Origin of the sequence: Devosia sp. LjRoot3 (genome assembly GCF_964252865.1) — a bacterium.
Classification (GTDB): Bacteria; Pseudomonadota; Alphaproteobacteria; order Rhizobiales; family Devosiaceae; genus Devosia.
In genome coordinates this window covers 424653-449877 of the sequence record NZ_CAXUPK020000002.1, presented here as the reverse complement: position 1 = coordinate 449877, position 25225 = coordinate 424653, and the positions used below count along the sequence as shown (strand labels likewise).

Below are 25225 nucleotides of genomic sequence, written 5' to 3'. Positions count from 1 at the left end.
TTGCAGCGACAACCGAGCCTACCCCTCAGCCAGCAACTTCCGCAGCTTGGCCAAGGCCGTGGCGCTATCCTCACGATAGGCAATCGTCCCCTCAAAATTCCCCTCGCTATTGAGCAGGAAAATCGAAGCGGTATGGTCCATCGTGTAGTCTCCGTCTTCGAGGGCCACCTTCTGGTAGTAGATCGCCCAGGCCTTTGCCGCCTTCTCGATCTCTTCCGGCGTGCCGGTGATGCCGGTGACGCGCCCCGTCCACGAGACGTAGTCGGCAATGATCTCGGCCGTATCGCGCTCGGGATCGACCGTCACGAAATAGGCCTTCAGATCCTTGGCCTCATCGCCCAGCGCCTCGTACCACGAGGTCATTTCGGCAAGGGAAGTCGGGCACACTTCCGGGCAATGGGTAAAGCCGAAGAACAGCATGGAAGGCGCCCCGGCAAAACTCTGTCGGGTGAACGCTTCCCCGCTCGCTGTCGTCAGCTGATAGTCGCCGTCGCCGAGGTTTTGCGCCACGCTGGGGCGCGTTGCCGAATAGGTGTAGAGCCCGGCAGCGCCGAGCCCGGCGACCGCAACCAGTGCCCACAGAACCGCACGCAGGCGTCCGAGATTACTCATGGCTCGCCTTGTCCCCATGTGCACCATGCGCCGGCGCATCGGCCGCTGTCGCGCCGGCCACGAGATCCACGGTCACGGTACCCGCCTTTTCAAAGGTCAGCGTCACCGGAACCACATCGCCTTCGGCAATCGCGCCGGAGAGGCCCATGAACATCAGATGCAGGCCACCCGGCTCCAGCGCCACGGTTTCGCCGGCCGGTAATTCGAGCCCGTCCTTGAGCTGCCGCATCTTCATGACATCGCCTTCCATGGCCATTTCATGGATCTGGGCTTCCTTGGCGATATCGGTGCTGACCGACACCAGCCGATCAACTTCCGCACCCGTGTTGGTGATGGTCAGGAAACCACCGCCGACCGGGGCGTTGGGCAAAGTGGCGCGGGTAAAGGCGCCGGTAATTTCGATCGAGCCCAGCACGATCACTTCGGCCTGATGCGTGGCATGGGCATCCTGCGCGAGAGTTGGCAGGGCGGGAGCAAAAAGTGCCGTGAAGGCAAGGGCGATGGCGGAAAGACGAAGCGTCATTTCGTGTCCTCGAAAAGCAATGGAGATGGGTGCCGCAAGGCGGCCTGAACAGGAGATCCGTGGATCAGGCGGCGCGAGGCGGCCCGCGCGGCTGCCCCGGATGCTCCATCGGCTTGGCAAGACCGGAATGAACATTGGCCTGAAACTGAACGGGATTGGCATCCCGCACCAGCGGCGGCTGGGCCACCGGCGGCAACACGGCCACAAATTGGGTTTTGCCTGCGCCCGTCAGCGGGCATTTTGCCGCCGTCGGCGTCTCGCTGTCGCCACGAACCGGATTGGCCACTGACGTACAGACCGACCAGGAGACGCTCGATTCAAAGCCGAGCCGCGCCAGTTCGCGCTGCAGTCCTGAGGACTGATGCAATGGCGCCAGCAGCACGAGCATATAGAGCGCCAGAACCGCAATGGCGGCGCCCACTTCTCGTCCGATCTGGCGCATGCGATTGGGCATGACGTCTCCCCGATATGGGGTTTCAGCTACGCCTTGCTCGTCCAAGAAGCAAGGCGCGCAGTGTCGCAGAGCCAGACTTAAGCCGTACGCGCCAGTTCCGCCTGGTTGACATGGAACAGCGCTGCCACGACGTCCGACTGCGTCACCATGCCGGCAAGCTTGCCCGCAACATCGACCACCGGCACGTGATGATGCCCCGTCTCGGCCATCACCTGCACCACCCGCGCAATCGGCGTCGTCACCGGCACCGAGCGCACGTCGCTTGTCATCACGTCCCGCACCTTGCCGCGCAGCGGCCGGTCCGAATTGCCGATGGAACGCAGGCGCCAGCCCAGGCCCGAACCGGTCGCCGAAGGCCCCCAGTCCGCCTTGTCGAGGAGATCGGTCTGCGTGACGATCCCCACCACGCGCCGCTCCGCATCCACCACCGGCAGCGCTTTGACGCCATTAGTGCGCAGCAGCTTGAGCGCAATCCGTAGCGACGTACCCGGCATGACACTGGCGACATTCTGCGACATCACCGCCGAGGCGATCACCCCGCCCGAACGGCGGTTGAACGCCAGCACTTCTGCCCGCTGCAACACCTCTTCGAGATCTTCCGGATCGACCGGCACCACCTCATCGCGCTCGCGAATGGCCGTGGTGAGATCATCGACCGTCACCCCAAGCCCGCCCGCCTGCCCCGCCGAAGCGACCGGCGCATGCACCTGCGCCCGATGCGGATAGACCTTGCCGGTCAGCCGATTGTAGCCGATGGCCGCCACGAGCAGTGCAAATGAGCCTGCCAGCACCGGCCAGAGCACATAGAAAAATCCCAGGTCATGGATCGCCGGCCCACCCAGAACGGCGGTCAGTGCCACGGCCCCGCTTGGCGGATGCAGGCACTTGAACGTCAGCAGCAGGCCAATGCTCACCCCCAGCGCCAATGCGGCCGCAACACTCTGGTCCGGCACGAGCATGGCCGCCAGGACCCCCACGACCGCGGCAATCCCATTGCCCCCGATGATCGACCAGGGCTGCGCCAGGGGACTCGCCGGCACCGCAAAAAGCAGCACGGCCGAGGCCCCGAGCGGCGCAATCAGCAATGGCGCCGCCGACGCCGGCAGAGCCAGCCGCCCGATGATCCCGACCACCAGAATGCCCAGACAGGCCCCCGCGGCCGCACGCAGCCGTTCAACCGGACTGACGGCAACGAGATGGGGCACAAGGCGGGCGAGAAAGGCTGGAATTTTCATGGCCCCGCTTCCTAAAGCGCCAGCCGCGCCGCGCCAAGGCATGCGCGACCAATTCCGTCCAAAAAAGGAAACGCACTTTTCGCCCCCGCCGGGCATCGCGCAAGGCCCGGCCGCAAGTGCCGCCTCTTTGCGCCAAGTCAAACAATGACAAAACAGTCATACTTTTGCAAATCAACGGCCATTTGTTCTAGATCAAGGAAGTCTTGCGCAGGCCAGAATAGTTTCCTTCACGAAGGCACAGAAATAATCGTGCCGGGTCCAGGAGAAGAAAATGGCTCAAGCAAACCTTCTTTCGCGGCGCGCTCTACTTGTCGGCGCAGCGACCGTCGGGGCGACAGCGCAATTGGCGACCATGCTCGCCGCGACCGCCCAGGAAGCAGCAGCCGCAGTGGCACCAGTCGATCTCAGCGCGCTCGAACGCGTGAAAGTCGAACTCGTCACGCCGCCTTTCGTGCATGCCCATGAGCAGACCGCTCCCGGCGCGCCGAAAATCGTCGAATTCACCATGGTGATCGAGGAGAAGAAGCACGCGGTCGAAGACGGCGTCGAAATCTGGGCCATGACCTTTAATGGCTCGGTGCCCGGTCCGCTGATGGTGGTGCATCAGGACGACTATGTCGAACTGACCCTGATCAACCCCGACACCAACCTCATGCCGCACAATATCGACTTCCACGCGGCAACCGGTGCTCTGGGCGGCGCCAAGCTGACCAATGTCAATCCGGGCGAAAAGGCGGTGCTGCGCTTCAAGGCCACCAAGGCCGGCGTCTTCGTCTATCACTGCGCCCCGGAAGGCATGGTGCCCTGGCACGTCACCTCGGGCATGAACGGCGCCATCATGGTCTTGCCGCGCGAGGGCCTCAAGGATCCCAAGGGCAACCCGATCGCCTATGACCGGGTCTACTATGTCGGCGAGCAGGATTTCTATGTCCCCAAGGACGCAGACGGCAACTACAAGACCTATGAGAGCATCGGGGATGGCTATGCCGATACGCTCGAGGTCATGCGCACCCTGCTGCCGAGCCATGTGGTCTTCAACGGCAAGGTTGGCGCCTTGACTGGCGACAATGCCCTCAAGGCCAATGTCGGGGAAACCGTTCTGATCGTCCACTCGCAGGCCAACCGCGACACGCGGCCCCACCTGATCGGCGGTCACGGCGACTTCGTCTGGCCCACGGGCAAGTTCCACACCCCGCCTGATGTCGATCAGGAAACGTGGTTCATCCCCGGCGGCACGGCAGGCGCGGCGGTCTATACCTTCCACCAGCCCGGCGTCTACGCCTATGTGAACCACAACCTGATCGAGGCCTTCGAACTCGGCGCCGCCGGCCACTTCGTGGTCGAAGGCGAATGGAACGACGACCTGATGACCGGCGTGCTGGCTCCAAGCCCGATCTGATCGGCCAAGACTGTCAAATCCACTGCGCTGCCCTCGGGCCTGACCCGAGGGCCAGCCGGTGAGCCGCCACCGCTTCGGTGCGCACGAATAGAGGCCCTCGGGTCGAGCCCGAGGGCAGCCGGCGCCACAAGGCGCTGGGCAACCCTTTAATCGGAGGCAGACATGACTGCCCTCGCCCACAAGCCAAAAGACACGGTCGGGATCGCTCTTCCCGCCACCCTCCTGGCACTCGCCCTCGGCGCCATTGCCCTTCAGACCCTGCCCCTGCCGCCCATGCCCTGGGCCGGAGCGAGCATTGCTCCGCAGACCGTCACCCTGCCGCCGGGCCAGGTCACCTACCGCGTCGAAGGCCACTTCTTCATCGACGGCAATCCCGTCGATGCCCCCCTGGCCGACACAGCTATCCCCGCGCCCCTGACCATGATGAAATATCAGGTAACCGCAGCCGACTACGCCCTCTGCGTTGCCGACGGCGCCTGCGAGGCGGCGGAACCGCGCAATCCGGGCAAGGGCAATATCCCCGTCACCGGCGTCCATTTCGGCGACGCCACCGCCTATGCCGCCTGGCTCAGCGACAAGACCGGCCAGGCCTGGGCCCTGCCCACCGATGCCGAATGGGCCTATGCCGCCGGCAGCCGCTTTACCGATGACGCCCTCAATATCGACGATACCGGCAACCCCGCCCTGCGCTGGCTCGCCGACTATCGCAAGGAAGCCGAACGCCAGGCCGCCGCCGATCCCACGCCCAAACCCGTGGGCACCTATGGCGAAAACGAATATGGCCTGGCCGATATGGGCAGCAATGTCTGGGAATGGACCGACACCTGCCACCGCCGCGTCCATGTCGATGTCGCCGGCAAAATCCTCAGCGAACAGCCCGCCTGCACCATCCGCGTGCTCGAAGGCAAGCATCGCGCCTCGATGAGCTATTTCATCCGCGACGCCAAAAGCGGCGGCTGCTCGGTCGGCCTGCCCCCCGACAATCTCGGCTTCCGCCTGGTTCGCCGGCCGGCCTGGTACGAAAATTTCTGGGGCCGGCTCGGATTTTGAAACCCTGCCTGCGGCCGATTGGCGGATATTCAGCCCGTCGTTTTTGCGCTAAAAGCCAAGCTAGCAAAAACGATTGGGGTAACGGTTTTGGCCGACGTCGACCGCAGCCTGGTGCGCGCGCTGCCGCTCTTTGCGCGCATGAGCGACACTGACCTCGATCAGCTCCTCGCCCGCGTCAGCACGCGGCGCATTCCGGTGGGCGAGGCAGTCTTCGAACAGGGCCAGAAAGCGACCCAGTTCTTCCTCCTCCTCCATGGCCGCCTCAAGGTCACCCAGGTCACCTCCGAAGGCCAGCAGATCATCGTCCGCGTCGTCCATCCCGGCGACATCTTTGGCTTCGCCCAGGCGCTGCAGCGCGATGACTATCCTGGCACCCCGATTGCCGCCGCCGAAAGCGTCGTCCTCTCCTGGCCCAACGATGTCTGGGGGAGCGTGGTCGAACAGAACCCGCATCTGGCCGTCAATGCCATGCGCACCATCGGCCAGCGCCTCCAGGAAGCCCATACCCGCATCCGCGAAATGTCGACCGAAGAAGTCGAACGCCGCGTCGCCCACGCCGTCCTCCGCCTCATCGAACAGGCCGGCCGCCGCGAGGAAGAAGGCACCCGCATAGACTTCCCGCTGACCCGCCAGGACGTCGCCGAAATGACCGGCACCACGCTCCACACCGTCTCGCGCCTCTTCAGCGCCTGGGAAAGCCAGGGTATCGTCAAAGGTGGCCGCCAGAAACTGCTGGTCCGCGACAAGGAACGCCTGCAGGCCCTGGCCGAAGGGGCTGGGCGAGAGAGCTAGGGGCAGCCATCCAGTATCACCCTTACCACGCACCCACCTCCACGGTGTCATTCCCGCGAAAGCGGGAATCTCTGTTTCTGTGCAAGGAGATTCCCGCTTTCGCGGGAATGACACCGTGGAAATATGAGTGGTCGGAGTGAACTCCCTCCCCCTTGTGGGGAGGGAATGAGGGTGGGGGTATCTTGTCGAAAACTCGACGCAACGGGTCGAGCCCGCCAACACTCCTTGCGCCACCGCAAGGACATGCTCGCGCTATCGCGTTACCCCCGGCACAATCCCAAAAGGTGCCTCATGACCCAAGATACGCTCCCCCGCCGCAAGCCGGTGCCGCGCGGCCTCGCCCATAGCGGCCCGGTCCTGCTCTCCTACGGCTTCCGCCCCTTCTTTCTCGCGGCGGGCATCTGGGCCGTCCTGGCCATGGCACTCTGGATTCTCGCCCTCATGGCCGACCTGCCCATAGGCGGCCTCTACGGTGGTCCGGCCTGGCACGCCCATGAAATGCTCTTTGGCTATAGCACCGCCGCCCTTGCAGGCTTTCTCCTCACCGCCATTCCCAATTGGACCGGGCGTCTGCCCGTCTCCGGCGCGCCGCTCGCGCTGCTGTTTGCCGTCTGGCTCGCCGGCCGCGCCGCGCTCATTGCGCCAGACATGATCGACATCACTCTTGCCGTCGCGATCGATGCACTCTTCCTGCCGCTTCTTCTCGTCATCTGCGCAAGAGAAATCATCGCCGGCCGCAAATGGCGCGACCTCAAAATTCTCGCCGCCGTCGCCGCCCTGGCCACAGCTAATGCCGGCTACCACGTCCTCGTGCTCAAGGCCCAAGATCCAGGCCTTGCCAATCGCCTGGCCGTCGCCGCTTTCATCATGCTCATCGGCATTATCGGCGGCCGCATCATCCCGAGTTTTACCCGCAATTGGCTGGCCAAACGCGAAGCCAAGACGCTGCCCACGCCCTACAATCATTTCGATACGCTGAGCCTCGTCGCCGCCTGCCTCGCCCTTGCTGCTTGGGTGTCCATCCCCGATCATCCCGCCACCTCGGCAGCCGCGCTCGTCGCCGGCGTCCTCAACACCATCCGCCTCGCCCGCTGGCAGGGCTGGCAGACATCAGCCGAGCGCCTGGTCCTCGTGCTCCACTTCGCCTATGCCTTCGTGCCGCTGGGCTTTTTCATCATCGCCCTCGTGCCCTTTGGTCTCTTCGACCCCATCTCGGCTCTACACGTTTTCACCGTGGGCGGCATCGGTCTCATGACCCTTGCGGTGATGAGCCGCGCCACGCGCGGCCACACCGGCACACCATTGACCGCCTCTATGACGACCGGGCTCAGCTATCTCTGCCTGCTATTCGGCGCCATCCTGCGCCCGCTGGCAACGCTTGCTCCAGAGCACTACATGGCCCTGGTTTCCCTCAGCGGCCTCTGCTGGATGCTCGCCTTCGGTCTCTATGTGCTGGAATATGCGCCGATCCTGCTGACCAAGCGCAAGCCAAGGCCGGAATGAACCTCAAGGCCCCTCATTCAAACCAAGGAAGAGGTGTCGCTCCGCGACTTGGCAACCGCCCACCTCTCCCTCTGGGGGAGAGGTCGACGCCTAGCGTCGGGTGAGGGGGCCTTCCCTCTGGGCAAACCCCTAAAACCGCCGCGCAATCTCCGGCGCCATCCGCTCTGCGCCCCAGGGCGGATCATAGGTCAGCTCCACGCTCACCTCCTTCACCCCCGGCACCGCGCTGACGCAGGCCTCAACCGCCTCGCGAATGAACCCCGTTGCGGGACAAAACCGCGTCGTCGTGGTCATGATCACCTCGACAACGCCATCGCGCCTGATCTCGATGTCATAGATCAGGCCCAGATCGACGATATTGTGGCCCAGCTCCGGATCGATCACCGTGCGCAGCGCCGCCCTTATGTCGGCTTCCAGCTCCATGGTTGGGGGAAAACTCATTTCCGCGCACCCACCCGCACCATCAGCCGATAGGCATCGCCCGTCTCGTCAAAGTCCCCCACCCATGCATGGCCGCGCGCCTGCAATTCGGGGAACAGGAACACCGGCTCCCGTCCCAATAGCGCAAACAGCACGTGCCCCTCATCCATGGTTTCGAGGCGCCCCAGAATTTCGACCATGGGCTGCGGCGGATCAAGATCGGTGCAGTCGAGATAGTGCGTCGGGTCGCCCCAGCTGTCGGGATTTTCGGGCGAGGACAAGGCTGCCCTTTCGGCCTCGCCGACAGGGGTAAAAATCACCTGCCAGTCACCATCCTCAAGCGGACTTGCCTCATAGCCAAAGCCCTTCGTCTCCATCACCCGAAACAGCGGCACCGGCTTGAAGGTCGCAAACAGCTTGAAACTCTGCCCGGGCGCCAGACTATTGACTGCCGCCATGATGGCGCCAAACGGCTCCCCGCCATTTCTGAGGATCGGCCGGACATCGAGTTCGAGAGCATCGCTCATATAAATCTCCTTGGTTCCCGTGCGGGCAGGAAGAGGCGCGGCCTTTCCTGTCCCTGCCATGGCGAAGGCAGGTCGATGAGCCGCCGCGCCCGGTAAAACTGACCCATCAAGAATAGGACCGATACCAATTGCAGCCCCATGGCGGCGCGCGTCGCCAGCGGCATTTCCGCCAGGAGCGCCAGCGCACCGACGACGATCGCCGCGAAATAGACGCCGAACCAGATCCGCGCCCGCCCCTCGGCCACCAGATCCTGCACCCGCGGCGTCGGCCTTCGTCCCATCACCGGCGCAAAGCATTCAAGCCAGGTGAGAAACGGAATGATCTTGTAGAGCATGGCAAGCCCGAGCCCGGTAAGCCAGCCCAGCACCAGCACATAGACCGCCGCCCCGATTGCCGCCTCGGTCCCCTGCCACAGCCCAAAACCCAGCATCACCGCACCCAGCGCCAGCATCCCGAAAGCCCCCAGCGCCGAGAGCATATGCAGCTCAACCGCCTTGCGTCGCCGCGCCCGGTAGAGAACGGCAATATCGCCCAGATAGGCCACCACGGTCACCGCAGCCGCAATACCGGCCACCACCAGGACGATTGGCAAGGAAGTGTTGAGCGCGAGCAAGAGGCCCAGCGCCATGCAAAGCCCCGCCAGCGCCACGAATGCCGAACCGAAGACCAGCATGGGCCAGGCGCCCTTGCGCTCGGGCGCAATGAGAAACATCGACACCAGCCGATAGCTGACCCCCATGGCCGCCAGCGTCAGCCAGCCACCAAGCCCGAACCCGGCATGCAGCGACACCCCATGGGTCACCAGCGCCACCGAGAATTCGCCCCCCACCAATCCGGCAAGCGCCCCGGCCAGCGTTTCCCCGATCAGCGCCGTCACCAGGACGCTCATCAGCGCTACGGCCACGAACGCCGCCGGCAGCGGCAATGTCTCGGCCCGCAGCAGCGTCGCAAACAGCACAAATGCGGCAACCCCAAACCCCGAAATCAGCAGCAAGCCGCCGACGGGAAGCATTTCGCTGGCAAAACCACTCCACCCATCGAGCCCGGCAAATCCCGAAAGGAGAAACAACAGCCCCGACACCACCAGAACCAGCGCCAGCGGCGTCAGTCGCGCATGCGCCAGCTCCCGCCCCACCAGCACCGGCAAAAACTGAAACAGCGCGCCGAGCATCAGCAGCGTCAGCCAGCCGATGGCCAGCAGATGCACCACGATCAGCGTCCGCGGCGCCGCAATGCCATCACTCGGAAACCCGAACCCGCTCACCAGCAAAGCCAGCGCGGCCACCAGCGCCACCAGCGCGCAGCCAAAATAGGCAAGGGTCCACCGCGATATCGTCGCCATCTGCATCTTGATCGCTCCCTGGAGAACGAAGCCGGCCGCTCGACCGACCGGCTCATTCGACCCTCAGGCCGCCTCGGCGCGGCCCAGCTGCACGCGCCAGACTTCCGGACCGGTTTCGAGATAGGTCCAGGAGAACTGGCCGGGATATTCGGCCTGCAATTGATAGTGCAGCGGGCGCGGATCGTGATCGTTGATGATCACGAAGCTGTCGCCCACGGCCAGGCCATTGGCCATGGAAAAGATCCTGGGATGCCGCTCGCGCGGGGTGATCTCGCGCACATCGATGAAGGGAAGGGTTTCTTCGCCCATTTGCCTCTCCGCGCCGCCAGACAAAATCAGTGTCCCGGGACGACGGCGAGCCCCGGCATGGTCCGACCCTAGTCCCCCTCCTGCCACACGCACTTTGTCGCCGCGCAAACTCCGTGGGTTTGTCGCCCGCGCAAACTCGGTGGGTTTACGCAGATTTCCCGCCCCTTGTTTGACCCAGATCAAAGAAGCCCCGCGCCCATCCGCTAGGCACAGGAGTGCGGCTTTCCGCGCGGCAAACCGGTTGGGGGTTTCAATCAATGCTGGCAGACTTCACTCGCGGCGAGCGCACAGGCGCACTCGTCATTCTGGGAACCATGGTGGTGCTCGGCCTCGCCATGGCCATCGCCGGTCGCCACGACCTCCTCGGCATTCACGGCTGGATCGTCTTCGGCATCTCCTTGGCCTTGACCTTCGGCGCCATCCGCCAGCTCGACCTGCCCGAGCCCTCCCCCGAACGCCTCTCCGAATATTATGACGCCCCCACCCGCGCGGGCCTCATCCTGACGCTGATCTGGGGTGTCGTCGGCATGGGCGCCGGCTTCTGGGTCGCCGCCCTCCTCGCCTGGCCCGAAATGACCTTTGACGTCTCCTGGCTGAGCTGGGGGCGCCTCAGGCCCATCCACACCTCGGGCGTCATCTTCGGCTTTGGCGGCAATGCCCTCATCGCCACCTCGCTGCACGTCCTGCAGCGCACCACCCGCGCCCGCCTGCCCGATGCCTTGAGCCCCTGGTTCGTGCTGATCGGCTACAATCTCTTCTGCATCATCGCCGCCAGCGGCTACCTCATGGGCCTCACCCAGTCCAAGGAATATGCCGAGCCCGAATGGTATGCCGATATCTGGCTGGTCGTCGTCTGGGTCGTCTACTTCTTCATCTACATGCGCACCCTCGCCCGCCGGAAAGAGCCGCATATCTACGTGGCCAACTGGTACTATATGGCCTTCATCCTGGTCGTGGCGATCCTGCACATCGTCAACAACCTCGCCGTCCCCGTCTCCTTCGGTTCGGCCAAATCCTATTCGCTCTTTGCCGGCGTCCAGGATGCCATGACCCAATGGTGGTACGGCCACAATGCCGTGGCCTTCTTCCTCACCGCGGGCTTCCTGGGCATGATGTACTATTACCTCCCCAAGCGCGCCGGCCGCCCGATCTTCTCCTATCGGATGTCGATCATCTCCTTCTGGGGCATCACCTTCATGTATATGTGGGCGGGCTCGCACCACCTGCACTACACCGCCCTCCCCCATTGGGTGCAAACCCTCGGCATGGCCTTCTCGGTCGTGCTCCTGGTGCCAAGCTGGGCCTCGGCCGGCAATGCCCTCCTCACCCTCAACGGCGCCTGGCACAAGGTGCGCGACGACGCCGTCCTGCGCTTCATGGCCCTTGCCGCGATCTTTTACGGCATCACCACATTTGAAGGCTCCTTCATGGCCATCCGCGCGGTGAACTCCCTCAGCCACTATACCGACTGGACCGTGGGCCACGTTCATGCCGGCGCACTCGGCTGGGTCGCCATGATCACCTTCGGCTCGCTCTATTCGCTGGTCCCATCCATGTTCAAGCGCGAGCGCATCTACTCGCAGAAACTGGTGGAAGTGCACTTCTGGCTCGCCCTCTCGGGCACCGTCATCTACGTCTTCGCGATGTGGAATTCGGGCGTCATCCAGGGCCTGATGTGGCGCACCTATGACGAGACGGGAACGCTGAGCTACTCGTTCATCGACAGCCTCGTGGCCATGCATCCCTATTACATCGCCCGCGCCTTCGGCGGCCTCCTGTTCCTCCTCGGCGCCCTTACCGCCCTTTTCAACGTCATCATGACCATCCGCATGCCGGCCGTCGGCACGGCGCCCGAAGCAAAGGGTGACTTGCCCGCCGAACCCGTCATGCAGGCTGGAGAGTAATCCGATGTTTGGTTTCCACTATCGTCTCGAACGCAGCGCCATCGGCCTCGTTGCCTTCATCGTCATCGTCGCCTCCATCGGCGGCCTCATCGAGATCGCCCCCCTCTTCACCATCGACGAGACGGTGGAGAAGGCCGAGGACATGCGCGTCTACACCCCGCTCGAAGTTGCTGGCCGCAATATCTACCTGCGCGAAGGGTGCTATGCCTGCCACAGCCAGATGATCCGGACCCTGCGCGACGAAGTCGATCGCTACGGTCCCTATTCGCTGGCCGTCGAGTCGAGCTACGACCATCCCCAGCTCTGGGGCTCCAAGCGTACCGGTCCCGACCTTGCCCGCCTCGGCAATAAATACTCCGACGCCTGGCACGTCACCCACATGAACAATCCGCGCGACGTGGTCCCCGAATCCGTCATGCCCGCCTATCGCTGGTTGCTGCGCGACCAATTGAAAACCGAAGACCTCGGCGATCACCTCCGCGCCATGCGGGCGGTCGGGGTGCCCTATACCGACGAACAGATTCAGTTCGCCGCCCAGGACGCCTACGGCCAGGCCAATCCCGATAGCCCCGAAGCATCAGGCGTCGCCGAACGCTACGGCGAGGCCACCAATATCCGCACCTTCGATGGCCGCACCGGTCCCCTCACCGACATGGATGCGCTCGTCGCTTACCTGCAAATGCTCGGCACCCTCACCGACGTCGCCCACACGTCTGAAACCGCAGAGGTGGAATAATGCCTTTCGATCATGAAGCTGTTGTCGGCTTCGCCAAATCCTTCGGTCTCTTCTACCTCCTCGGCCTCAGCGCCATCTGCCTTCTCTGGACCTATTGGCCCTCCAACAAGAAGGGCTTTGATGAAGCGGCAAAAATGCCCGTGCTCGAAGAGGAGGATCGGCCATGGCGCTGAAGGAACGCGACGAATTTTCGGGCCAGCTGACCACCGGCCACGAATGGAACGGCATCAAGGAACTCAACACCCCGGTTCCAAAACTGCTCTGGGCCTTCCTCATCACCATGGCCCTGTTCGGCCTGGTCTGGACCGTGCTCATGCCCTCCTGGCCGGGCATCAACGGCTATTTCCGCGGCCTGCTCGGTGCCGACCAGCACCAGGCCGTGCAGCAGACCCTGGCCGAAGCCAATGCCGAACGCGCCGTCTGGGCTGATCGCCTCGCCACCGAGGATTTTGCCGCCCTCCAGGCCGACGAAGCCATCATGAATGTCGTGCGCTCGGCCGGCCCCGCGCTCTTCGTCGACAATTGCGCCGCCTGCCACGGCCCCTCGGCCACTGGCAATGTGGGCTATCCCAATATCGCCGAGGCCCCGATGATGTGGGGCTCAGACCCCGACACCGTCGCCGAAACCATCCGCGTCGGCATCAATGCCAACCACCCCGAAACGCGCTTTGCGCAGATGCTCGCCTTCGGCAAGGACCAGATGCTGGCCGGCGAAGAAATTTCGCAGCTGGCCGATTACCTCGTATCGATCAGCGCTGGGCCGGCTCTGCCCGAAGACCAGCGCCTGGCCGCCAATGACCTCTTCCTCAACAACTGCGCCGGCTGCCACGGCGAAGACGCTGCAGGCATGGTCGAGTCGGGCGCGCCAAACCTTACCGACGCCTTCTGGACCTATGCCGGCGACCGCTCGACCATCCGCCAGTCGATCTATAACGGCCGCCAGGGCACCATGCCCGCCTGGGAGGGCCGCCTGTCGACGGCCCAGATCCGCATGCTGGCCCTCTATGTCCTCGACCTGAGGACGGCGACGCCATGAGCACGTCCGGCCCCGACACGGTGAGCCAAACCCCGACCCGGCGGCGCCTGCCGCTGGGCTGGATCACCGGCCTTGCCATCGTGGCCGTGCTGCTCCTCGCCAACGCCCACCTCGTCTACGTCGCCTTCACCTCCCAACCCGCCTGCGTCGCCCACCTCAAGGCGCCCGACGGCACACCAGACCATTTTCGCGCCGCCAAATCGGGCTGCTGACCAGATCGGAAGAGCCATGACCCACACCGTCGACATCCTTCCCCCGCACGAACCGGCCATCCCCCGCGCCGTCGACCATAACCGCCACCTCTCCGCCAGCGCCCCCTTCGCCTGGCTCGCCGCCGGCTGGCGCGATCTCTGGACCAATCCGCTCCCGAGCCTTGCCATCGGCCTCGGCGTGACTCTGGTTTCCTACGCCATCATCTACGCCATGTTCCTCTATGGCTGGGCCCAGATCCTTTTCCCCGCCCTTGCCGGCTTCCTTGTCGTCGGCCCGCTCCTGGCCACCGGCCTCTATGTCAAGAGCCGCAGCCTCTCGGCCGGCAAGAAAATCTCCCTCCGCGCCATGCTCTTCCCGCGCGGCGGCATGCATCTTTTCTTCGTCGGCGCCGTGCTGATGACGCTCATGCTGGTCTGGGTTCGCGCCGCCGTGCTGCTCTATGCGCTCTTCTTCGGCTGGCGCCCTTTCCCAGGCTTTGACCAGATCCCGCAAATGCTGCTCACCACTGCTCCCGGCCTGTCGCTGCTCCTCGTAGGCACGGCGGTCGGGGGCCTTTTTGCCGCCTTCGCCTTCGCCATCGGTGCCTTCTCCATTCCGCTGGTGCTCGACCGCCACCGCGATGCGTTCACCGCGATGGCCCTGTCGCTCTCCTTCGTCACCAACAACATGCCCGCCACCCTGATCTGGGCCACCCTCGTCGTCGGTCTCGTGCTCCTGAGCCTTGCCACGGGTTTTCTCGCGCTCATCGTCATCTTCCCCCTCCTCGGCCACGCCACCTGGCACGCCTACATGGCCGTCAGGGGGGAATAGTCCCATGGCCGGGCACCCAACCCTCTCCCCGCGCACCACGTCATTCCCGCGAAAGCGGGAATCCCTGGCCGCGCAGGTGGAGCAGCTCGGCTGGGGCCTCCGCCATCCACGGTGTCATCCTCGCGCCAGCGGGGACCTCCGTTTCCAAGCCGGCATGAGACCGGGAACAAACACCTACAAAACTGCCCTTGGGCTTGCCCCGAGGGCCAACGCGCGAGTGTTGGGGACTTCCGCGTGCTGGGAGGCTGGCCTTCGGGTCAAGCCCAAGGGCAGTTTTGCAACGCCGGCCCGCACCGTCGTCTTCACCACTGTGTCAGCCCCCCTCCCATCCTCCCCCTTGGCGAGGACTGTTCATTTCGGACGTCTGGCACCCCCACCCTTAATCCCTCCCTACAAGGGGGAGGGAGACGAAGGAGCCGAAAAGCCAAGGCAAGCGCCTCCCTCCCCCTTGTGGGGAGGGAATGAGGGTGGGGGTACGGAGAGCCACAATGTGGCTGAAGTGAACACTCCCCCCTCCACGGGCACCATTTCCTTCAGGCCTTTGGAGCCCTCCAAACCCCGCCGCGTCATTCCCGCGAAGGCGGGAATCCCCGTTTCCGCGCAAAGGGAATCCCGCCTTCGCGGGAATGACGCGGCGGGAACAGGAAAGCGCAAAGCACACACGTCCGCCCCCACCCCCACCCCCATCTCCGCCCCTGCATCCACCCCCGCAGGCGCTATTGACCTCAGGCTTTTTAGGCCCCTCAAAACACACAGTGCCATTCCCGCGAAAGCGGGATTCTCCGTTTCCGCGCAGAGAGATTCCCGCTTTCGCGGGAATGACGCGGTGGGAATAGCGAAGCTCAAGGTAAACGCGCCCACCCCCGTCTCCGCCCCTGCGTCCACCTCCGCTGGCGCTATTGACCTCAGACCTTTGGGGCCCCTCAAAACACACGGTGCCATTCCCGCGAAGGGATTGGCAAAGCTCAAAGTAAATACGCCCATCTCCGCTCCCACCCGTCCCCCTGCGCCTGCCACCGCCATCCCCACACTCTCCCCTCCCCCCGCCCCCCAACGGCCGATGCCCCTCGCGCGCCAAAACGCTCCCGCAGAAAGCGTCCTCCCATGACCTGCTGCGCCCCAACCCCCGCTTTCGCCGAAGCCCTTGCCGGCGGCCCCAATCGCGGTCCATCAGCCAACGAAGTGCGCCTCGCCAGCCGCCCCTTGGGTGACAATCTCCGCCAGTCCGAATTTTCCGTGCCCGCTATTCATTGCGGCGCCTGCATCCGCACCATCGAAACCGCGCTCGATGCCATGCCGGAGGTCGTCTCCTCCCGCGTCAATCTTTCGAGCAAGCGCGTCACCGTCCGCTGGCGCGACGATGGAACAACCACCCCGCCCATGGTTCGCCGCATGGTGGACCTCGGCTACGAGCCCAACCTCTTCTCGCTCGAAGAAGCCGGCAAGGATGCCGGCCTTTCCGCCCTGATCCGCGCCCTTGCCGTCGCCGCCTTCTGCTCGATGAACATCATGATGTTCTCGGGCTCGGTCTGGTCCGGCGCCGATGCGGCAACGCGCGATCTCCTGCATTGGATTTGCGCCGGCCTCACCCTGCCCGCGCTCCTTTATTCCGGCCGCACCTTCTACCAGTCCGCCTGGATCGCCCTGCGCTCCGGCCGCACCAATATGGACGTGCCGATCACCGTGGGCATCGCCCTCGCCTTCGCCCTCAGTCTCTACGACACCATCTATTCCGGCGACCGCGTCTATTATGACGCCGTCGCCTCCCTGATTTTCTTCCTCCTCATCGGCCGCACCCTCGACCACGCCATGCGCGAGCGCGCCCGCACCGCCGTAAAAAGCCTTGCCCGCCTCGCCCCCGCCGGCGCCCTGGTGCTCGATGGCCCCACCGGCCCCGCCTATCTGCCCCTCGCCGATATCGCCCCCGGCAGCACCATCTCCGTCGCATCAGGCGAACGCATCCCCCTCGATGGTCATATTCTGACCGGCGAAAGCAGTCTCGACCGGAGCCTCCTCACCGGCGAAAGCCTTGCCGAACCCGTCGGCCCCGGCCAAACCGTCCCCGCCGGCGCCCTCAATCTTTCCGGCCCCCTGGCCCTCAGGACCACCGCCGACGAACAGGGCTCCACCCTCCATCGCCTCGTGCAATTGCTCGACGACGCCGAATCCACCCGCAACCGCTATCGCCGCATCGCCGATCGCGCCGCCGCCTGGTATTCGCCCGTCGTCCACCTTGCCGCCGCCCTGGCCTTCATCGGCTGGATGCTCTTCAACGGCGATCTCCACAACGCCACCACCGTCGCCATCGCCGTTCTCATCATCACCTGCCCCTGCGCCCTCGGCCTCGCCGTGCCGATGGTACAGGTCGTCGCCGCCCGCCGCCTCTTCGAGGCCGGCGTCATGGTGAAAGACGGCTCCGCCCTCGAACGTCTCGCCGACGTCGACACCGTGGTCTTCGACAAGACCGGCACGCTCACCACCGGCCTCGCCACCCCCACCGCCCTTTCAGGCAGCAGCGCCGACATCGCCCTCGCCGCCAGTCTCGCCGCCCGCTCGCGCCACCCCTATTCCATCGCCATTGCCCGCGCCTTCGCCAACGACAGTCCACCCATTTGGCTCAACCCGGTCGAACATGCCGGCCTCGGCATTGAAGCCCATCTCAACGGCCAAACCTACCGCCTCGGTCGCCCCGGCTGGTCGGGTCCGGAAACCGAAAGTTCCGGTACGATTTTCTCTGTGAACGGCAAAATCCTCGCCGCCTTCGCCTTTGAGGACGATTTACGCCCCAATGCGGCGCTCAGTGCTAACAGTCTGCTAACCAATAACCACCTCGAAGTGCTCTCCGGTGACCGACCAGAGATCGTCGCAAGACTCGCCGCAAAACTCGGCATTTCCGGCCGCGGCGGCCTGCTGCCCGATCAAAAACTCAATCGCATCACCGAACTCGAAACCGAAAACCACCACGTCCTGATGGTCGGCGACGGGCTCAACGACACGCCCGCCATGGCCCGCGCCCACGTCTCCATGGCCCCCGCCAGCGCTGTCGACGTCGGCCGCAATGCCGCCGATTTCGTCTTTCTGCGCAATGACTTGATGGCCGTCCCCCAGGCCATCTCGGTCGCCCGCGAAGCCCGCAAACTGGTGAAGCAAAACCTCGTTCTGGCGCTGCTTTACAACGCCATTGCCCTGCCCATCGCCATTGCCGGCCTTGTCAATCCCTTCCTTGCCGCGGTCGCCATGTCGGCCTCGTCCGTCGTCGTCGTCCTCAACGCCCTCCGCCTCGGCTGGCACCCCTTTACCAAAGGCGCCCGGCCATGAGTGACTTCTTCTATCTCATTCCAATTTCTATCATTTTGGGTTTCGCCGGCCTCGTCATCTTCCTCTGGACCCTGCGCGACGGCCAATACGAAGACCTCGACGGCGCCTCCGAGCGCATCCTCTATGACGAAGACCGCCCGCGCTCCGATCGCCCGCTTTGATCCTGCTCAAAAGCGACGCAATCCCAATCGGTTAGAGTGCGGCCAACATTTTCCCGAGGGGCAAAGTCATGAGCTTGCCGATCCACGCCTTGAACCGCTGCTACACCGACCTGCTCAGCATTTGCGACGCCCTCGAAGCGGTAGCCGATGGCCTGCCCAACAATGTCTCGGCAACGCAGTGCACTGAACTAGCCACTGAAATCGTTGATCTTTTGGCTCTCACCCACCGCGAAGAAGAAGCCGTCCTGCTCCCCTTTCTCGCATCCTCCCCCCGCCCCGAACTGCGCCACCTGGCCCGGCGGCTCCGCGAAGAACACGACTATGACGACGACGCCGTGATCGAAGTCCGCGAAGCTCTCCTCGCCCTCGCCGCGCGGCACCCGCTCCAATCGGCAGACGCCACCGGATACCTGCTGCGCTCCTTCTTCGAAAGCCTCAGGCGCCACGTCCGAGCCGAGCAGGATCTTCTCGCCATTTTCACCGATCTCACGCCACCGCGCGGAACGCTCAATTGACCCAGTTCATTGTTTCGCTTGCGGTTTTTCTGGCTCTTCACTCAATTCCGGCCATCCCTGCCATTCGCCAGCGCTTTATCCGCGTCCTGGGCCGGCGCCCCTATCTGGTGCTCTACTCCCTTGCTTCCCTCGCCGCGCTTGCCTGGGTTTTTCACGCCGCTTTCCAACTCGACTATGTCGAACTCTGGCCGCCAAGTGCCTGGCAGGCCTGGTTTCCTCTGACTTTATCCCCGGTGGCTTTTTTCCTGCTAATCTCGGGATTATTCAGCGCCAACCCGGTTTCGGTGACGTTCCGGCGCGGCGACATGAAACCCGGCGCGGTGGTCTCGATCACCCGCCATCCCGTCCTCTGGGGCTTCCTGCTCTGGGCCGCGGGACACATCGTGGCCAATGGCGACCTGCGCAGCCTCATGCTGTTCGGGTGTTTTGCGCTTTTTGCTCTCTTCGGCATGGTCATGGCGGAGCGCCGGAACTGGTCCAATCCGCTCAACGCTTCGACCTCGATCATCCCCTTTGCCGCCATCGCGCAAGGCCGAGCGCGTTTCGGCATCGATCCGGCGATGATCCTCGCCCTGGCTCTGACCGTTGCCCTCAGTGCATGGCTGCTACTCGGCGGTCACGCAGCACTATTCGGCACTGATCCACTAGCAATGACAAGCACTTAGGCAAAGCGAGATCACGACGACAAACATATTCGCACCTCTTTGACCAGGATCAAGGAAGCAACCGGCAATAGTGGCGAAAAGGGCATCAACGGGAACGAAGAGATCGCTCCCAGGTTCAGGAGACCAAAATGAACATGCCCAAGATCGCAGCGGCCGTGGCTCTTCTCGCATTCGTCGCAACGCCCGCCTTCGCCGCCAATTTCGAAGTGCACATGCTGAACAAGGGCGAAGCCGGCACCATGGTTTTCGAGCCCGCCCTCACCCAGGTCGCCGTCGGTGACACCGTGACCTTTGTCCCCACCGACAAGGGCCATAATGCCGAAACCATCAAGGACGTCCTGCCCGAAGGCGCCGAAGCGTTCAAGGGGGCCCTGGGCAAGGAAGTGGTGGTGACCTTCACCGTGGAAGGCGTTTACGGCATCAAATGTGCCCCCCATCTGGGCATGGGCATGGTCGCCGCCGTTGTCGTCGGTGCACCAACCAACCTCGACGCCGCAAAAGGCGTCAAACTCCCCACCAAGGCCGCCGAACGCTTCACCGCAGCACTCGAAGGCATTGGCAAGTAGTTGTCTGACAAATTTCGCGCCAAGTTCGGCGCGACCAATGCTCAAATTAGTAAAAACCCCGCCACTGGCGGGGTTTTTCTATTGCATTCAGTCGCAACCTTGTTGACCACAGCCGCAAAAATTACTCATCGCCGTTTTGTGGCAGGGGCAAAATATCTCCCCATTAACAAACACCTCTGACATCAACCCAGAATGACGAGGTTGGATAAACCAATTCGTCACCTCGGTGGTGCATATCTGAATGAATCAGAGGCAGCACCATGACGCTTTCGCCTTCCAAAGAGGGCCATTCCGTTTCTGCACAAATCGTCTGGGCCGCTGTGGTTCTGGCGATCTGCCTCGCTGCCGTGGCCATCTTCTCGGTCTCCTGGGCCATGGGACGCATCGATGATCGCGCCCTTGGCGAGCAGAGACAGACCATTGAGGCCGCACTGTTCGAAGCAAGGGCCCGCCTCGCAGCCGACCAGGCCGCCACCACGGTCACCCCTGACGAAGTTGCCATAGAAACGGACGAGCTCGACCGTCGCCTGACGACCGCACTTGGACACGACCGCGCCTATATTCTTGCGCCCGATGGCAAGGTGCTGCGTGCCTCTGTCGATGGCCGCTACGCCGGCAAGATATTCACCCTGGCCGACTCCTTCGTCCTGCAACCGATCATCGATCGCCTACGCCTGCGGATCGCCAGGGCAGCCTTCGATGACCCCAGCCTGCGCTCCGCTGATGCCGCGGGTATCCTGGCGCTGCGAACGGTAGGCTTCGCCGATAGCGGACAAGGTTTCGTCAGCATTCGTCCCATGGATTCGCTTGGCGACGGCAGTACCAGCAACCCCACCGATGACCACCTGCTCATCTCGATCAAGCTGATCGACCAGACGATGCTGCAGGACATTGGCAAGCAATTTGGCATCGCCAATATACGTCGCGTCGCCCATCCCAACTCCGCCGTCTGGCTCCCGATACTCAACCGGGAAGGCGATATCCTGACCTATCTGGCCTGGACACCGTCCAAGCCGGCGCAAGCATTGCTGGGCGAGGCTGCGCCTGCGCTTGCCGTCCTGTTGCTGATGGTAGGCCTGGCCATGGCTGCGCTACTGGTGTGGCTCCGCCGAACATCCCTCACGATGGAAGCAAGCCGCGCCCACGCCACCTACTTCGCCTTGCACGATCCCCTGACCGGGTTGGCCAACCGGGCGCTCTTTGAAACGCGCCTCAAGGAGGCGAAGGACTACGAGTTCCTAGCCGAAACCAAGGTGCTGCTGATCTCGGTGGACATCGACCGCTTCAAGGAAATCAATGATTCATGGGGGCACGCTGCAGGCGACCAGTTGCTGCGCGAAGTCGCCAAGCGCCTGATGATCGAAATGCCGGAAGAAGCCACCGTCGCCCGCCTCGGCGGCGACGAATTTGCCATCATCCATCCCGGCATTCTGAGCGAAGGCCAGGCACGATGGATTTGCCAGCGGCTCATTCAATCCATCAGGACGCCCCTGACCGTCGGCAGCGATCGGGTCGATGTGACGCTGAGCCTCGGTGCCGCTCTCGAAAAAGGAAACGAGGTGACGCCGGAGGAAATCTTGCGGCGCGCTGACGTTGCTCTTTATGCAGCAAAACTTGCCGGGCGCGACGGTTTCGCGCTCTATAACCCGGAAATGGACCGCGAAAAGCGCGAGCGGCGGACGCTCGAAGTCGAACTGCGCAATGCGCTCCTGACCGGCGACGGTCTGCACCTTGTTTACCAGCCCATCTATGCGAGCCAGAATGGCAGGATAGCGGGCGCCGAAGCGCTCATCCGCTGGATGCACCCCACTCGCGGCCTGCTCTCCCCTGACCATTTCATCGCTCTCGCCGAAGAATGCGACATCATCGATACTCTCGGCGAATGGGTTCTGCGCGAGGCCTGTCGCTTCGCCGTATCCTCTGATCTGCCCCGGATCGCGGTGAATGTCTCACCGATCCAGTTTCAAAATGCCCGGCTTGCCGAACGCATCCTGGCAATTCTGGCCGAAACGGGCCTGACGCCGGATCGCCTGGAAGTGGAAATCACCGAAGGCGTCCTGCTGCAGAACTCCTCCCAGACCCAGGAAACTCTCGGCACGCTGCGGCAAGCCGGTGTCAGCGTCGCGCTTGACGATTTCGGCACGGGCTATGCGTCGATCAGCTATCTGCGCAGCTATGCCGTCGACAAGCTCAAGATCGACAAGTCCTATTCCCAACTCGTCGACGCCGACCCAGTCGTGGGCCACATCGTTCGCCTGATCGTCGAAACGGCGCGCGCGCTCGGCATGTCCGTCACCGCAGAGGGCGTCGAGAACCGGGGCCAACGCCGCAAGTTAACCTCCATGGGCTGCACCTACCTGCAGGGCTATCTCTTTGCCCGCCCGCTTGTACCCGACGATATGCGAGACGCCCTCTCCCGGGATTCGCGGGACGGCACGGACCAGAAGTTCGGTTGAGGCCCGTGACAGGGCTTCACGCAAAGGTCACGCACAACGCATAAGCGCTTCTCCCAAGCACATCATGCGGCCGGCGAGCCGGATTGAGTTCCTTCGCCTATGCATTACGTATAGACGCAGCAGGGGTCGGGGAGCATTGCTATGCGCATCACCATGATAGGCAGCGGCTATGTTGGCCTTGTCAGCGGCGCCTGTTTCGCCGATTTCGGCCATGACGTCACTTGCGTTGACCTCAACGAGCAGAAGATCGCCGCCCTCAATGCAGGCAAGATTCCGATCTTCGAACCCGGTCTCGAAGTGCTTGTCGCCGACAATGTCAAAGCCGGCAGATTGACCTTTACGACGAACCTCGCGCCTGCCGTCGCCAACTCCGACGTGGTGTTCATCGCCGTCGGCACGCCTTCACGTCGCGGCGATGGACATGCCGACCTGTCCTACGTCTACGCCGCAGCCGCCGACATCGCGCGCGCGATCAAGGGCTTTACGGTCGTCGTCACCAAATCCACAGCCCCGGTCGGCACCGGGGACGAGGTCGAACGCATCATCCGCGAAACCAATCCCGCGGCCGATGTGGTCGTCGTGACCAATCCAGAGTTTTTGCGTGAGGGCTCGGCTATCGAGGATTTCAAACGTCCAGATCGCATCGTCGTCGGCCTCGAAGACGAGCGTGCCCGACAGGTGATGACGGATGTATATCGACCGCTCTACCTTAATCAGGCGCCGCTCATGTTCACCGGTCGTCGCACGGCCGAATTGATCAAATATGCCGGCAATGCATTTCTCGCCATGAAGATCACCTTCATCAACGAGATCGCTGACCTCTGCGAACGCACCGGCGCCAATGTGCAGGACGTCGCCCGCGGCATCGGCATGGACAACCGCATTGGCGGCAAATTCCTCAACGCCGGCCCCGGCTATGGCGGCTCGTGCTTTCCCAAGGACACACTGGCCCTGGTTAAGACCGGCCAGGATTTTGACACGCCCCTGCGGCTCGTCGAAACCACCATCGATGTCAACGACCGCCGCAAGCGCGCCATGGGTCGCAAGGTGATCGCCGCTATGGGCGGCAGTGTGCGCGGCAAGACCATCGGCATCCTGGGCCTGACCTTCAAGCCCAACACCGACGACATGCGCGACGCCCCCTCGATCGCCATCATCCAGTCATTGCAGGATGCCGGCGCGAAAATCCGCGCCTATGACCCGGAGGGCATGGAAGCCGCAAAGACGTTCCTCAAGGATGTGGACTACGCCTCGGACGTCTATGACGCGGCTTCAAAAGCCGACGCGCTGGTGCTGATCACCGAATGGAACGCCTTCCGTTCGCTCGACCTGAAGCGGATCGGAGACGCCATGGCGGGCAAGGTCTTCATCGACCTGCGCAATGTCTATCGCCGCAAGGAAGTGGAGACGGCGGGTCTAAACTATGTCAGCATCGGCCGACCGCAGGGCGCAGCAGACACGACGGCACAAGCGGCGGAATAGACCAAGCATAACCGCATTTCATAGACTGTGGGGGCAGTATGAATTCGGGCAAGGTTGCTCTGATCACCGGCATTACGGGGCAGGACGGTTCTTATCTCGCCGAATTCCTGCTGGAGAAGGGATACCGGGTACACGGAATTAGGCGGCGGTCATCTCTCCCGAACGACCAGCGTATTGGCCATCTGGTGGAGGAAAACTCCAATTCCGGGGTTACCCTGCACTATGGTGACCTCTCCGACGGTTCCGGCCTGACGCGTCTCGTCCGCGACATTGTCCCGGACGAAATCTACAATCTGGGCGCCCAGTCCGACGTCCAGGTCTCGTTCGAAGCCCCCGAATATACGGCCGATGTCGACGGCCTCGGCGCCTTGCGCCTGCTGGAAGCCATTCGCCTGCTCGGGCTCGAGGAAAAGACCCGCTTTTACCAGGCCTCGACGTCAGAACTCTACGGCCTGGCCCAGGAGACGCCGCAGCGGGAAACGACGCCCTTTTATCCGCGCTCGCCCTATGCCGTGGCAAAGCTCTTCGCACACTGCACCACAATCAACTATCGCGAGGCCTATGGCATCTATGCCTGCAACGGCATTCTCTTCAACCACGAGAGCCCCCGCCGCGGCGAAACGTTCGCAACGCGCAAGATCACGCGAGGTCTATGCAATATCGCGCTGGGGCTGGAGCGCTGCCTCTACATGGGCAATGTCGACGCCCTGCGCGACTGGGGCCATGCGAAGGACTATGTCCGCATGCAATGGCTGATGCTGCAACAGGACATTCCCGAAGACTTCGTGATTGCCACCGGCAAGCAGTATTCGGTGCGCGAATTCATCCGTTGGGCGGCATCGGACCTGGGTATCACGCTGGAGTTTTCCGGCTCGGGCGCCGATGAGATCGGAACCGTCGCCCGCCTCGAACACGACCTAGCGCCCCATCTGCGCGTGGGCGACGTCATCCTCCGCATAGATCCGAAATATTTCCGCCCAACCGAGGCTGATGACCTGCTCGGAGACCCGGCCAAGGCAAGGGAAAAGCTTGGTTGGGTCCCCGAGATCAGCGCCCGCGACATGTGCCGCGAAATGGTCGAGGCCGACTACAAGGCAGCGCAACGCCAAGTCTTGTTGGCCCAGGGCACATAACTTCCTGGCGCAGCAAGAATTTGGAACCCGTAGACGGCCCGGCATGGTCGCCAATGGATACTT

Annotated in this window: 26 protein-coding genes; 18 read left to right on the top strand and 8 right to left on the bottom strand. The window is 63.4% G+C overall.

The window, feature by feature from the left end:
* Window positions 1-18: 18 nt before the first annotated feature.
* From ACSQ2A_RS09270 to ACSQ2A_RS09255, 4 genes are all read right to left on the bottom strand, one after another.
* Window positions 19-612, bottom strand: coding sequence for an SCO family protein (locus ACSQ2A_RS09270; protein ID WP_295415430.1), 594 nt, complete (start codon window positions 610-612; stop codon window positions 19-21).
* Complete coding sequence (locus tag ACSQ2A_RS09265) at window positions 605-1135, bottom strand: copper chaperone PCu(A)C (RefSeq protein WP_436071968.1); 531 nt, start codon at window positions 1133-1135, stop codon at window positions 605-607. Before ACSQ2A_RS09265 ends, ACSQ2A_RS09270 begins: the two co-directional genes overlap by 8 nt.
* A gap of 64 nt (window positions 1136-1199) precedes the next feature.
* A complete protein-coding gene (locus ACSQ2A_RS09260; RefSeq protein WP_436071967.1) occupies window positions 1200-1589 on the bottom strand; it encodes a hypothetical protein in 390 nt (129 codons plus the stop codon).
* A gap of 77 nt (window positions 1590-1666) precedes the next feature.
* The gene (locus ACSQ2A_RS09255; protein WP_436071966.1) at window positions 1667-2824 is read right to left on the bottom strand and encodes an HPP family protein; all 1158 of its coding nucleotides are present in this window, start codon (window positions 2822-2824) and stop codon (window positions 1667-1669) included.
* A 271-nt stretch (window positions 2825-3095) separates the two neighbouring features.
* Between ACSQ2A_RS09255 and nirK the strand changes: the two genes are divergently transcribed.
* The 4 genes from nirK to ACSQ2A_RS09235 all read left to right on the top strand — a co-directional run bounded on the left by nirK (window position 3096) and on the right by ACSQ2A_RS09235 (window position 7568).
* Window positions 3096-4223 (top strand): copper-containing nitrite reductase, encoded by a 1128-nt coding sequence (nirK, locus tag ACSQ2A_RS09250; protein ID WP_436071965.1) that lies wholly within the window; start codon window positions 3096-3098, stop codon window positions 4221-4223.
* Window positions 4224-4385: 162 nt separating this feature from the next.
* Window positions 4386-5273, top strand: coding sequence for an SUMF1/EgtB/PvdO family nonheme iron enzyme (locus tag ACSQ2A_RS09245; protein ID WP_436071964.1), 888 nt, complete (start codon window positions 4386-4388; stop codon window positions 5271-5273).
* A gap of 138 nt (window positions 5274-5411) precedes the next feature.
* The gene (locus ACSQ2A_RS09240; protein ID WP_436072278.1) at window positions 5412-6065 is read left to right on the top strand and encodes a Crp/Fnr family transcriptional regulator; all 654 of its coding nucleotides are present in this window, start codon (window positions 5412-5414) and stop codon (window positions 6063-6065) included.
* Window positions 6066-6356: 291 nt separating this feature from the next.
* On the top strand, window positions 6357-7568 hold the full coding sequence (locus tag ACSQ2A_RS09235; protein ID WP_436071963.1) for an NnrS family protein: 1212 nt from the start codon (window positions 6357-6359) through the stop codon (window positions 7566-7568).
* 129 nt (window positions 7569-7697) lie between these two features.
* Here ACSQ2A_RS09235 and ACSQ2A_RS09230 read toward each other — a convergent pair whose 3' ends face one another.
* The 4 genes from ACSQ2A_RS09230 to ACSQ2A_RS09215 are packed head-to-tail and all read right to left on the bottom strand — an operon-like array spanning window position 7698 to window position 10167.
* Window positions 7698-8009, bottom strand: coding sequence for a metal-sulfur cluster assembly factor (locus ACSQ2A_RS09230; protein WP_436071962.1), 312 nt, complete (start codon window positions 8007-8009; stop codon window positions 7698-7700).
* Window positions 8006-8515 (bottom strand): DUF2249 domain-containing protein, encoded by a 510-nt coding sequence (locus ACSQ2A_RS09225; RefSeq protein WP_436071961.1) that lies wholly within the window; start codon window positions 8513-8515, stop codon window positions 8006-8008. Before ACSQ2A_RS09225 ends, ACSQ2A_RS09230 begins: the two co-directional genes overlap by 4 nt.
* A complete protein-coding gene (locus ACSQ2A_RS09220) occupies window positions 8512-9864 on the bottom strand; it encodes a hypothetical protein (protein ID WP_436071960.1) in 1353 nt (450 codons plus the stop codon). Before ACSQ2A_RS09220 ends, ACSQ2A_RS09225 begins: the two co-directional genes overlap by 4 nt.
* Window positions 9865-9921: 57 nt before the next feature.
* On the bottom strand, window positions 9922-10167 hold the full coding sequence (locus ACSQ2A_RS09215; RefSeq protein ID WP_436071959.1) for a DUF2249 domain-containing protein: 246 nt from the start codon (window positions 10165-10167) through the stop codon (window positions 9922-9924).
* 257 nt (window positions 10168-10424) lie between these two features.
* Between ACSQ2A_RS09215 and ccoN the strand changes: the two genes are divergently transcribed.
* The 14 genes from ccoN to gmd all read left to right on the top strand — a co-directional run bounded on the left by ccoN (window position 10425) and on the right by gmd (window position 25162).
* The gene (ccoN, locus tag ACSQ2A_RS09210; protein ID WP_436071958.1) at window positions 10425-12071 is read left to right on the top strand and encodes a cytochrome-c oxidase, cbb3-type subunit I; all 1647 of its coding nucleotides are present in this window, start codon (window positions 10425-10427) and stop codon (window positions 12069-12071) included.
* A gap of 4 nt (window positions 12072-12075) precedes the next feature.
* Entirely contained in the window at window positions 12076-12807 is a 732-nt protein-coding gene (ccoO, locus tag ACSQ2A_RS09205) for a cytochrome-c oxidase, cbb3-type subunit II (RefSeq protein ID WP_436071957.1), read from the top strand.
* A complete protein-coding gene (locus ACSQ2A_RS09200; RefSeq protein ID WP_436071956.1) occupies window positions 12807-12980 on the top strand; it encodes a cbb3-type cytochrome c oxidase subunit 3 in 174 nt (57 codons plus the stop codon). Before ccoO ends, ACSQ2A_RS09200 begins: the two co-directional genes overlap by 1 nt.
* Window positions 12971-13843, top strand: coding sequence for a cytochrome-c oxidase, cbb3-type subunit III (ccoP, locus tag ACSQ2A_RS09195; protein ID WP_436071955.1), 873 nt, complete (start codon window positions 12971-12973; stop codon window positions 13841-13843). The genes ACSQ2A_RS09200 and ccoP overlap by 10 nt, the downstream gene beginning before the upstream one ends.
* On the top strand, window positions 13840-14055 hold the full coding sequence (locus tag ACSQ2A_RS09190; protein WP_436071954.1) for a hypothetical protein: 216 nt from the start codon (window positions 13840-13842) through the stop codon (window positions 14053-14055). The genes ccoP and ACSQ2A_RS09190 overlap by 4 nt, the downstream gene beginning before the upstream one ends.
* A gap of 16 nt (window positions 14056-14071) precedes the next feature.
* The gene (locus ACSQ2A_RS09185; RefSeq protein WP_436071953.1) at window positions 14072-14866 is read left to right on the top strand and encodes a DUF2189 domain-containing protein; all 795 of its coding nucleotides are present in this window, start codon (window positions 14072-14074) and stop codon (window positions 14864-14866) included.
* A 1104-nt stretch (window positions 14867-15970) separates the two neighbouring features.
* The gene (locus ACSQ2A_RS09180; RefSeq protein ID WP_436071952.1) at window positions 15971-18184 is read left to right on the top strand and encodes a heavy metal translocating P-type ATPase; all 2214 of its coding nucleotides are present in this window, start codon (window positions 15971-15973) and stop codon (window positions 18182-18184) included.
* Window positions 18181-18345 (top strand): cbb3-type cytochrome oxidase assembly protein CcoS, encoded by a 165-nt coding sequence (gene ccoS / locus ACSQ2A_RS09175; RefSeq protein WP_295415445.1) that lies wholly within the window; start codon window positions 18181-18183, stop codon window positions 18343-18345. Before ACSQ2A_RS09180 ends, ccoS begins: the two co-directional genes overlap by 4 nt.
* 68 nt (window positions 18346-18413) lie before the next feature.
* Window positions 18414-18860 carry a hemerythrin domain-containing protein gene (locus ACSQ2A_RS09170; protein WP_436071951.1) on the top strand — a complete coding sequence of 149 codons (447 nt, stop codon included), beginning with the start codon at window positions 18414-18416 and terminating at the stop codon, window positions 18858-18860.
* Window positions 18857-19525 carry an NnrU family protein gene (locus ACSQ2A_RS09165; protein ID WP_436071950.1) on the top strand — a complete coding sequence of 223 codons (669 nt, stop codon included), beginning with the start codon at window positions 18857-18859 and terminating at the stop codon, window positions 19523-19525. Before ACSQ2A_RS09170 ends, ACSQ2A_RS09165 begins: the two co-directional genes overlap by 4 nt.
* Before the next feature lie 134 nt (window positions 19526-19659).
* Complete coding sequence (locus tag ACSQ2A_RS09160; protein ID WP_436072277.1) at window positions 19660-20091, top strand: pseudoazurin; 432 nt, start codon at window positions 19660-19662, stop codon at window positions 20089-20091.
* A 260-nt stretch (window positions 20092-20351) separates the two neighbouring features.
* Window positions 20352-22547 carry a putative bifunctional diguanylate cyclase/phosphodiesterase gene (locus tag ACSQ2A_RS09155; protein ID WP_436071949.1) on the top strand — a complete coding sequence of 732 codons (2196 nt, stop codon included), beginning with the start codon at window positions 20352-20354 and terminating at the stop codon, window positions 22545-22547.
* 141 nt (window positions 22548-22688) lie between these two features.
* The gene (locus ACSQ2A_RS09150; protein WP_295415448.1) at window positions 22689-24029 is read left to right on the top strand and encodes a UDP-glucose dehydrogenase family protein; all 1341 of its coding nucleotides are present in this window, start codon (window positions 22689-22691) and stop codon (window positions 24027-24029) included.
* A 38-nt stretch (window positions 24030-24067) separates the two neighbouring features.
* The gene (gene gmd, locus ACSQ2A_RS09145; RefSeq protein ID WP_436071948.1) at window positions 24068-25162 is read left to right on the top strand and encodes a GDP-mannose 4,6-dehydratase; all 1095 of its coding nucleotides are present in this window, start codon (window positions 24068-24070) and stop codon (window positions 25160-25162) included.
* Window positions 25163-25225: the final 63 nt, after the last annotated feature.

Excerpts from the sequence above, each read along its gene's own strand:
- ACSQ2A_RS09200 (WP_436071956.1), top strand. The coding sequence starts at position 12,807 with ATGCCTTTCGATCATGAAGCTGTTGTCGGCTTCGCCAAATCCTTCGGT.
- ACSQ2A_RS09270 (WP_295415430.1), bottom strand. The coding sequence starts at position 612 with ATGAGTAATCTCGGACGCCTGCGTGCGGTTCTGTGGGCACTGGTTGCG.
- ccoO (WP_436071957.1), top strand. The coding sequence starts at position 12,076 with ATGTTTGGTTTCCACTATCGTCTCGAACGCAGCGCCATCGGCCTCGTT.
- ACSQ2A_RS09160 (WP_436072277.1), top strand. The coding sequence starts at position 19,660 with ATGCCCAAGATCGCAGCGGCCGTGGCTCTTCTCGCATTCGTCGCAACG.
- gmd (WP_436071948.1), top strand. The coding sequence starts at position 24,068 with ATGAATTCGGGCAAGGTTGCTCTGATCACCGGCATTACGGGGCAGGAC.
- ACSQ2A_RS09170 (WP_436071951.1), top strand. The coding sequence starts at position 18,414 with ATGAGCTTGCCGATCCACGCCTTGAACCGCTGCTACACCGACCTGCTC.
- ACSQ2A_RS09255 (WP_436071966.1), bottom strand. The coding sequence starts at position 2,824 with ATGAAAATTCCAGCCTTTCTCGCCCGCCTTGTGCCCCATCTCGTTGCC.
- ccoS (WP_295415445.1), top strand. The coding sequence starts at position 18,181 with ATGAGTGACTTCTTCTATCTCATTCCAATTTCTATCATTTTGGGTTTC.
- ccoN (WP_436071958.1), top strand. The coding sequence starts at position 10,425 with ATGCTGGCAGACTTCACTCGCGGCGAGCGCACAGGCGCACTCGTCATT.
- ACSQ2A_RS09185 (WP_436071953.1), top strand. The coding sequence starts at position 14,072 with ATGACCCACACCGTCGACATCCTTCCCCCGCACGAACCGGCCATCCCC.
- ACSQ2A_RS09225 (WP_436071961.1), bottom strand. The coding sequence starts at position 8,515 with ATGAGCGATGCTCTCGAACTCGATGTCCGGCCGATCCTCAGAAATGGC.
- ACSQ2A_RS09155 (WP_436071949.1), top strand. The coding sequence starts at position 20,352 with ATGACGCTTTCGCCTTCCAAAGAGGGCCATTCCGTTTCTGCACAAATC.
- ACSQ2A_RS09220 (WP_436071960.1), bottom strand. The coding sequence starts at position 9,864 with ATGCAGATGGCGACGATATCGCGGTGGACCCTTGCCTATTTTGGCTGC.
- ACSQ2A_RS09265 (WP_436071968.1), bottom strand. The coding sequence starts at position 1,135 with ATGACGCTTCGTCTTTCCGCCATCGCCCTTGCCTTCACGGCACTTTTT.
- ccoP (WP_436071955.1), top strand. The coding sequence starts at position 12,971 with ATGGCGCTGAAGGAACGCGACGAATTTTCGGGCCAGCTGACCACCGGC.
- nirK (WP_436071965.1), top strand. The coding sequence starts at position 3,096 with ATGGCTCAAGCAAACCTTCTTTCGCGGCGCGCTCTACTTGTCGGCGCA.
- ACSQ2A_RS09245 (WP_436071964.1), top strand. The coding sequence starts at position 4,386 with ATGACTGCCCTCGCCCACAAGCCAAAAGACACGGTCGGGATCGCTCTT.
- ACSQ2A_RS09190 (WP_436071954.1), top strand. The coding sequence starts at position 13,840 with ATGAGCACGTCCGGCCCCGACACGGTGAGCCAAACCCCGACCCGGCGG.
- ACSQ2A_RS09235 (WP_436071963.1), top strand. The coding sequence starts at position 6,357 with ATGACCCAAGATACGCTCCCCCGCCGCAAGCCGGTGCCGCGCGGCCTC.
- ACSQ2A_RS09150 (WP_295415448.1), top strand. The coding sequence starts at position 22,689 with ATGCGCATCACCATGATAGGCAGCGGCTATGTTGGCCTTGTCAGCGGC.
- ACSQ2A_RS09260 (WP_436071967.1), bottom strand. The coding sequence starts at position 1,589 with ATGCCCAATCGCATGCGCCAGATCGGACGAGAAGTGGGCGCCGCCATT.
- ACSQ2A_RS09240 (WP_436072278.1), top strand. The coding sequence starts at position 5,412 with ATGAGCGACACTGACCTCGATCAGCTCCTCGCCCGCGTCAGCACGCGG.
- ACSQ2A_RS09180 (WP_436071952.1), top strand. The coding sequence starts at position 15,971 with ATGACCTGCTGCGCCCCAACCCCCGCTTTCGCCGAAGCCCTTGCCGGC.
- ACSQ2A_RS09215 (WP_436071959.1), bottom strand. The coding sequence starts at position 10,167 with ATGGGCGAAGAAACCCTTCCCTTCATCGATGTGCGCGAGATCACCCCG.
- ACSQ2A_RS09230 (WP_436071962.1), bottom strand. The coding sequence starts at position 8,009 with ATGAGTTTTCCCCCAACCATGGAGCTGGAAGCCGACATAAGGGCGGCG.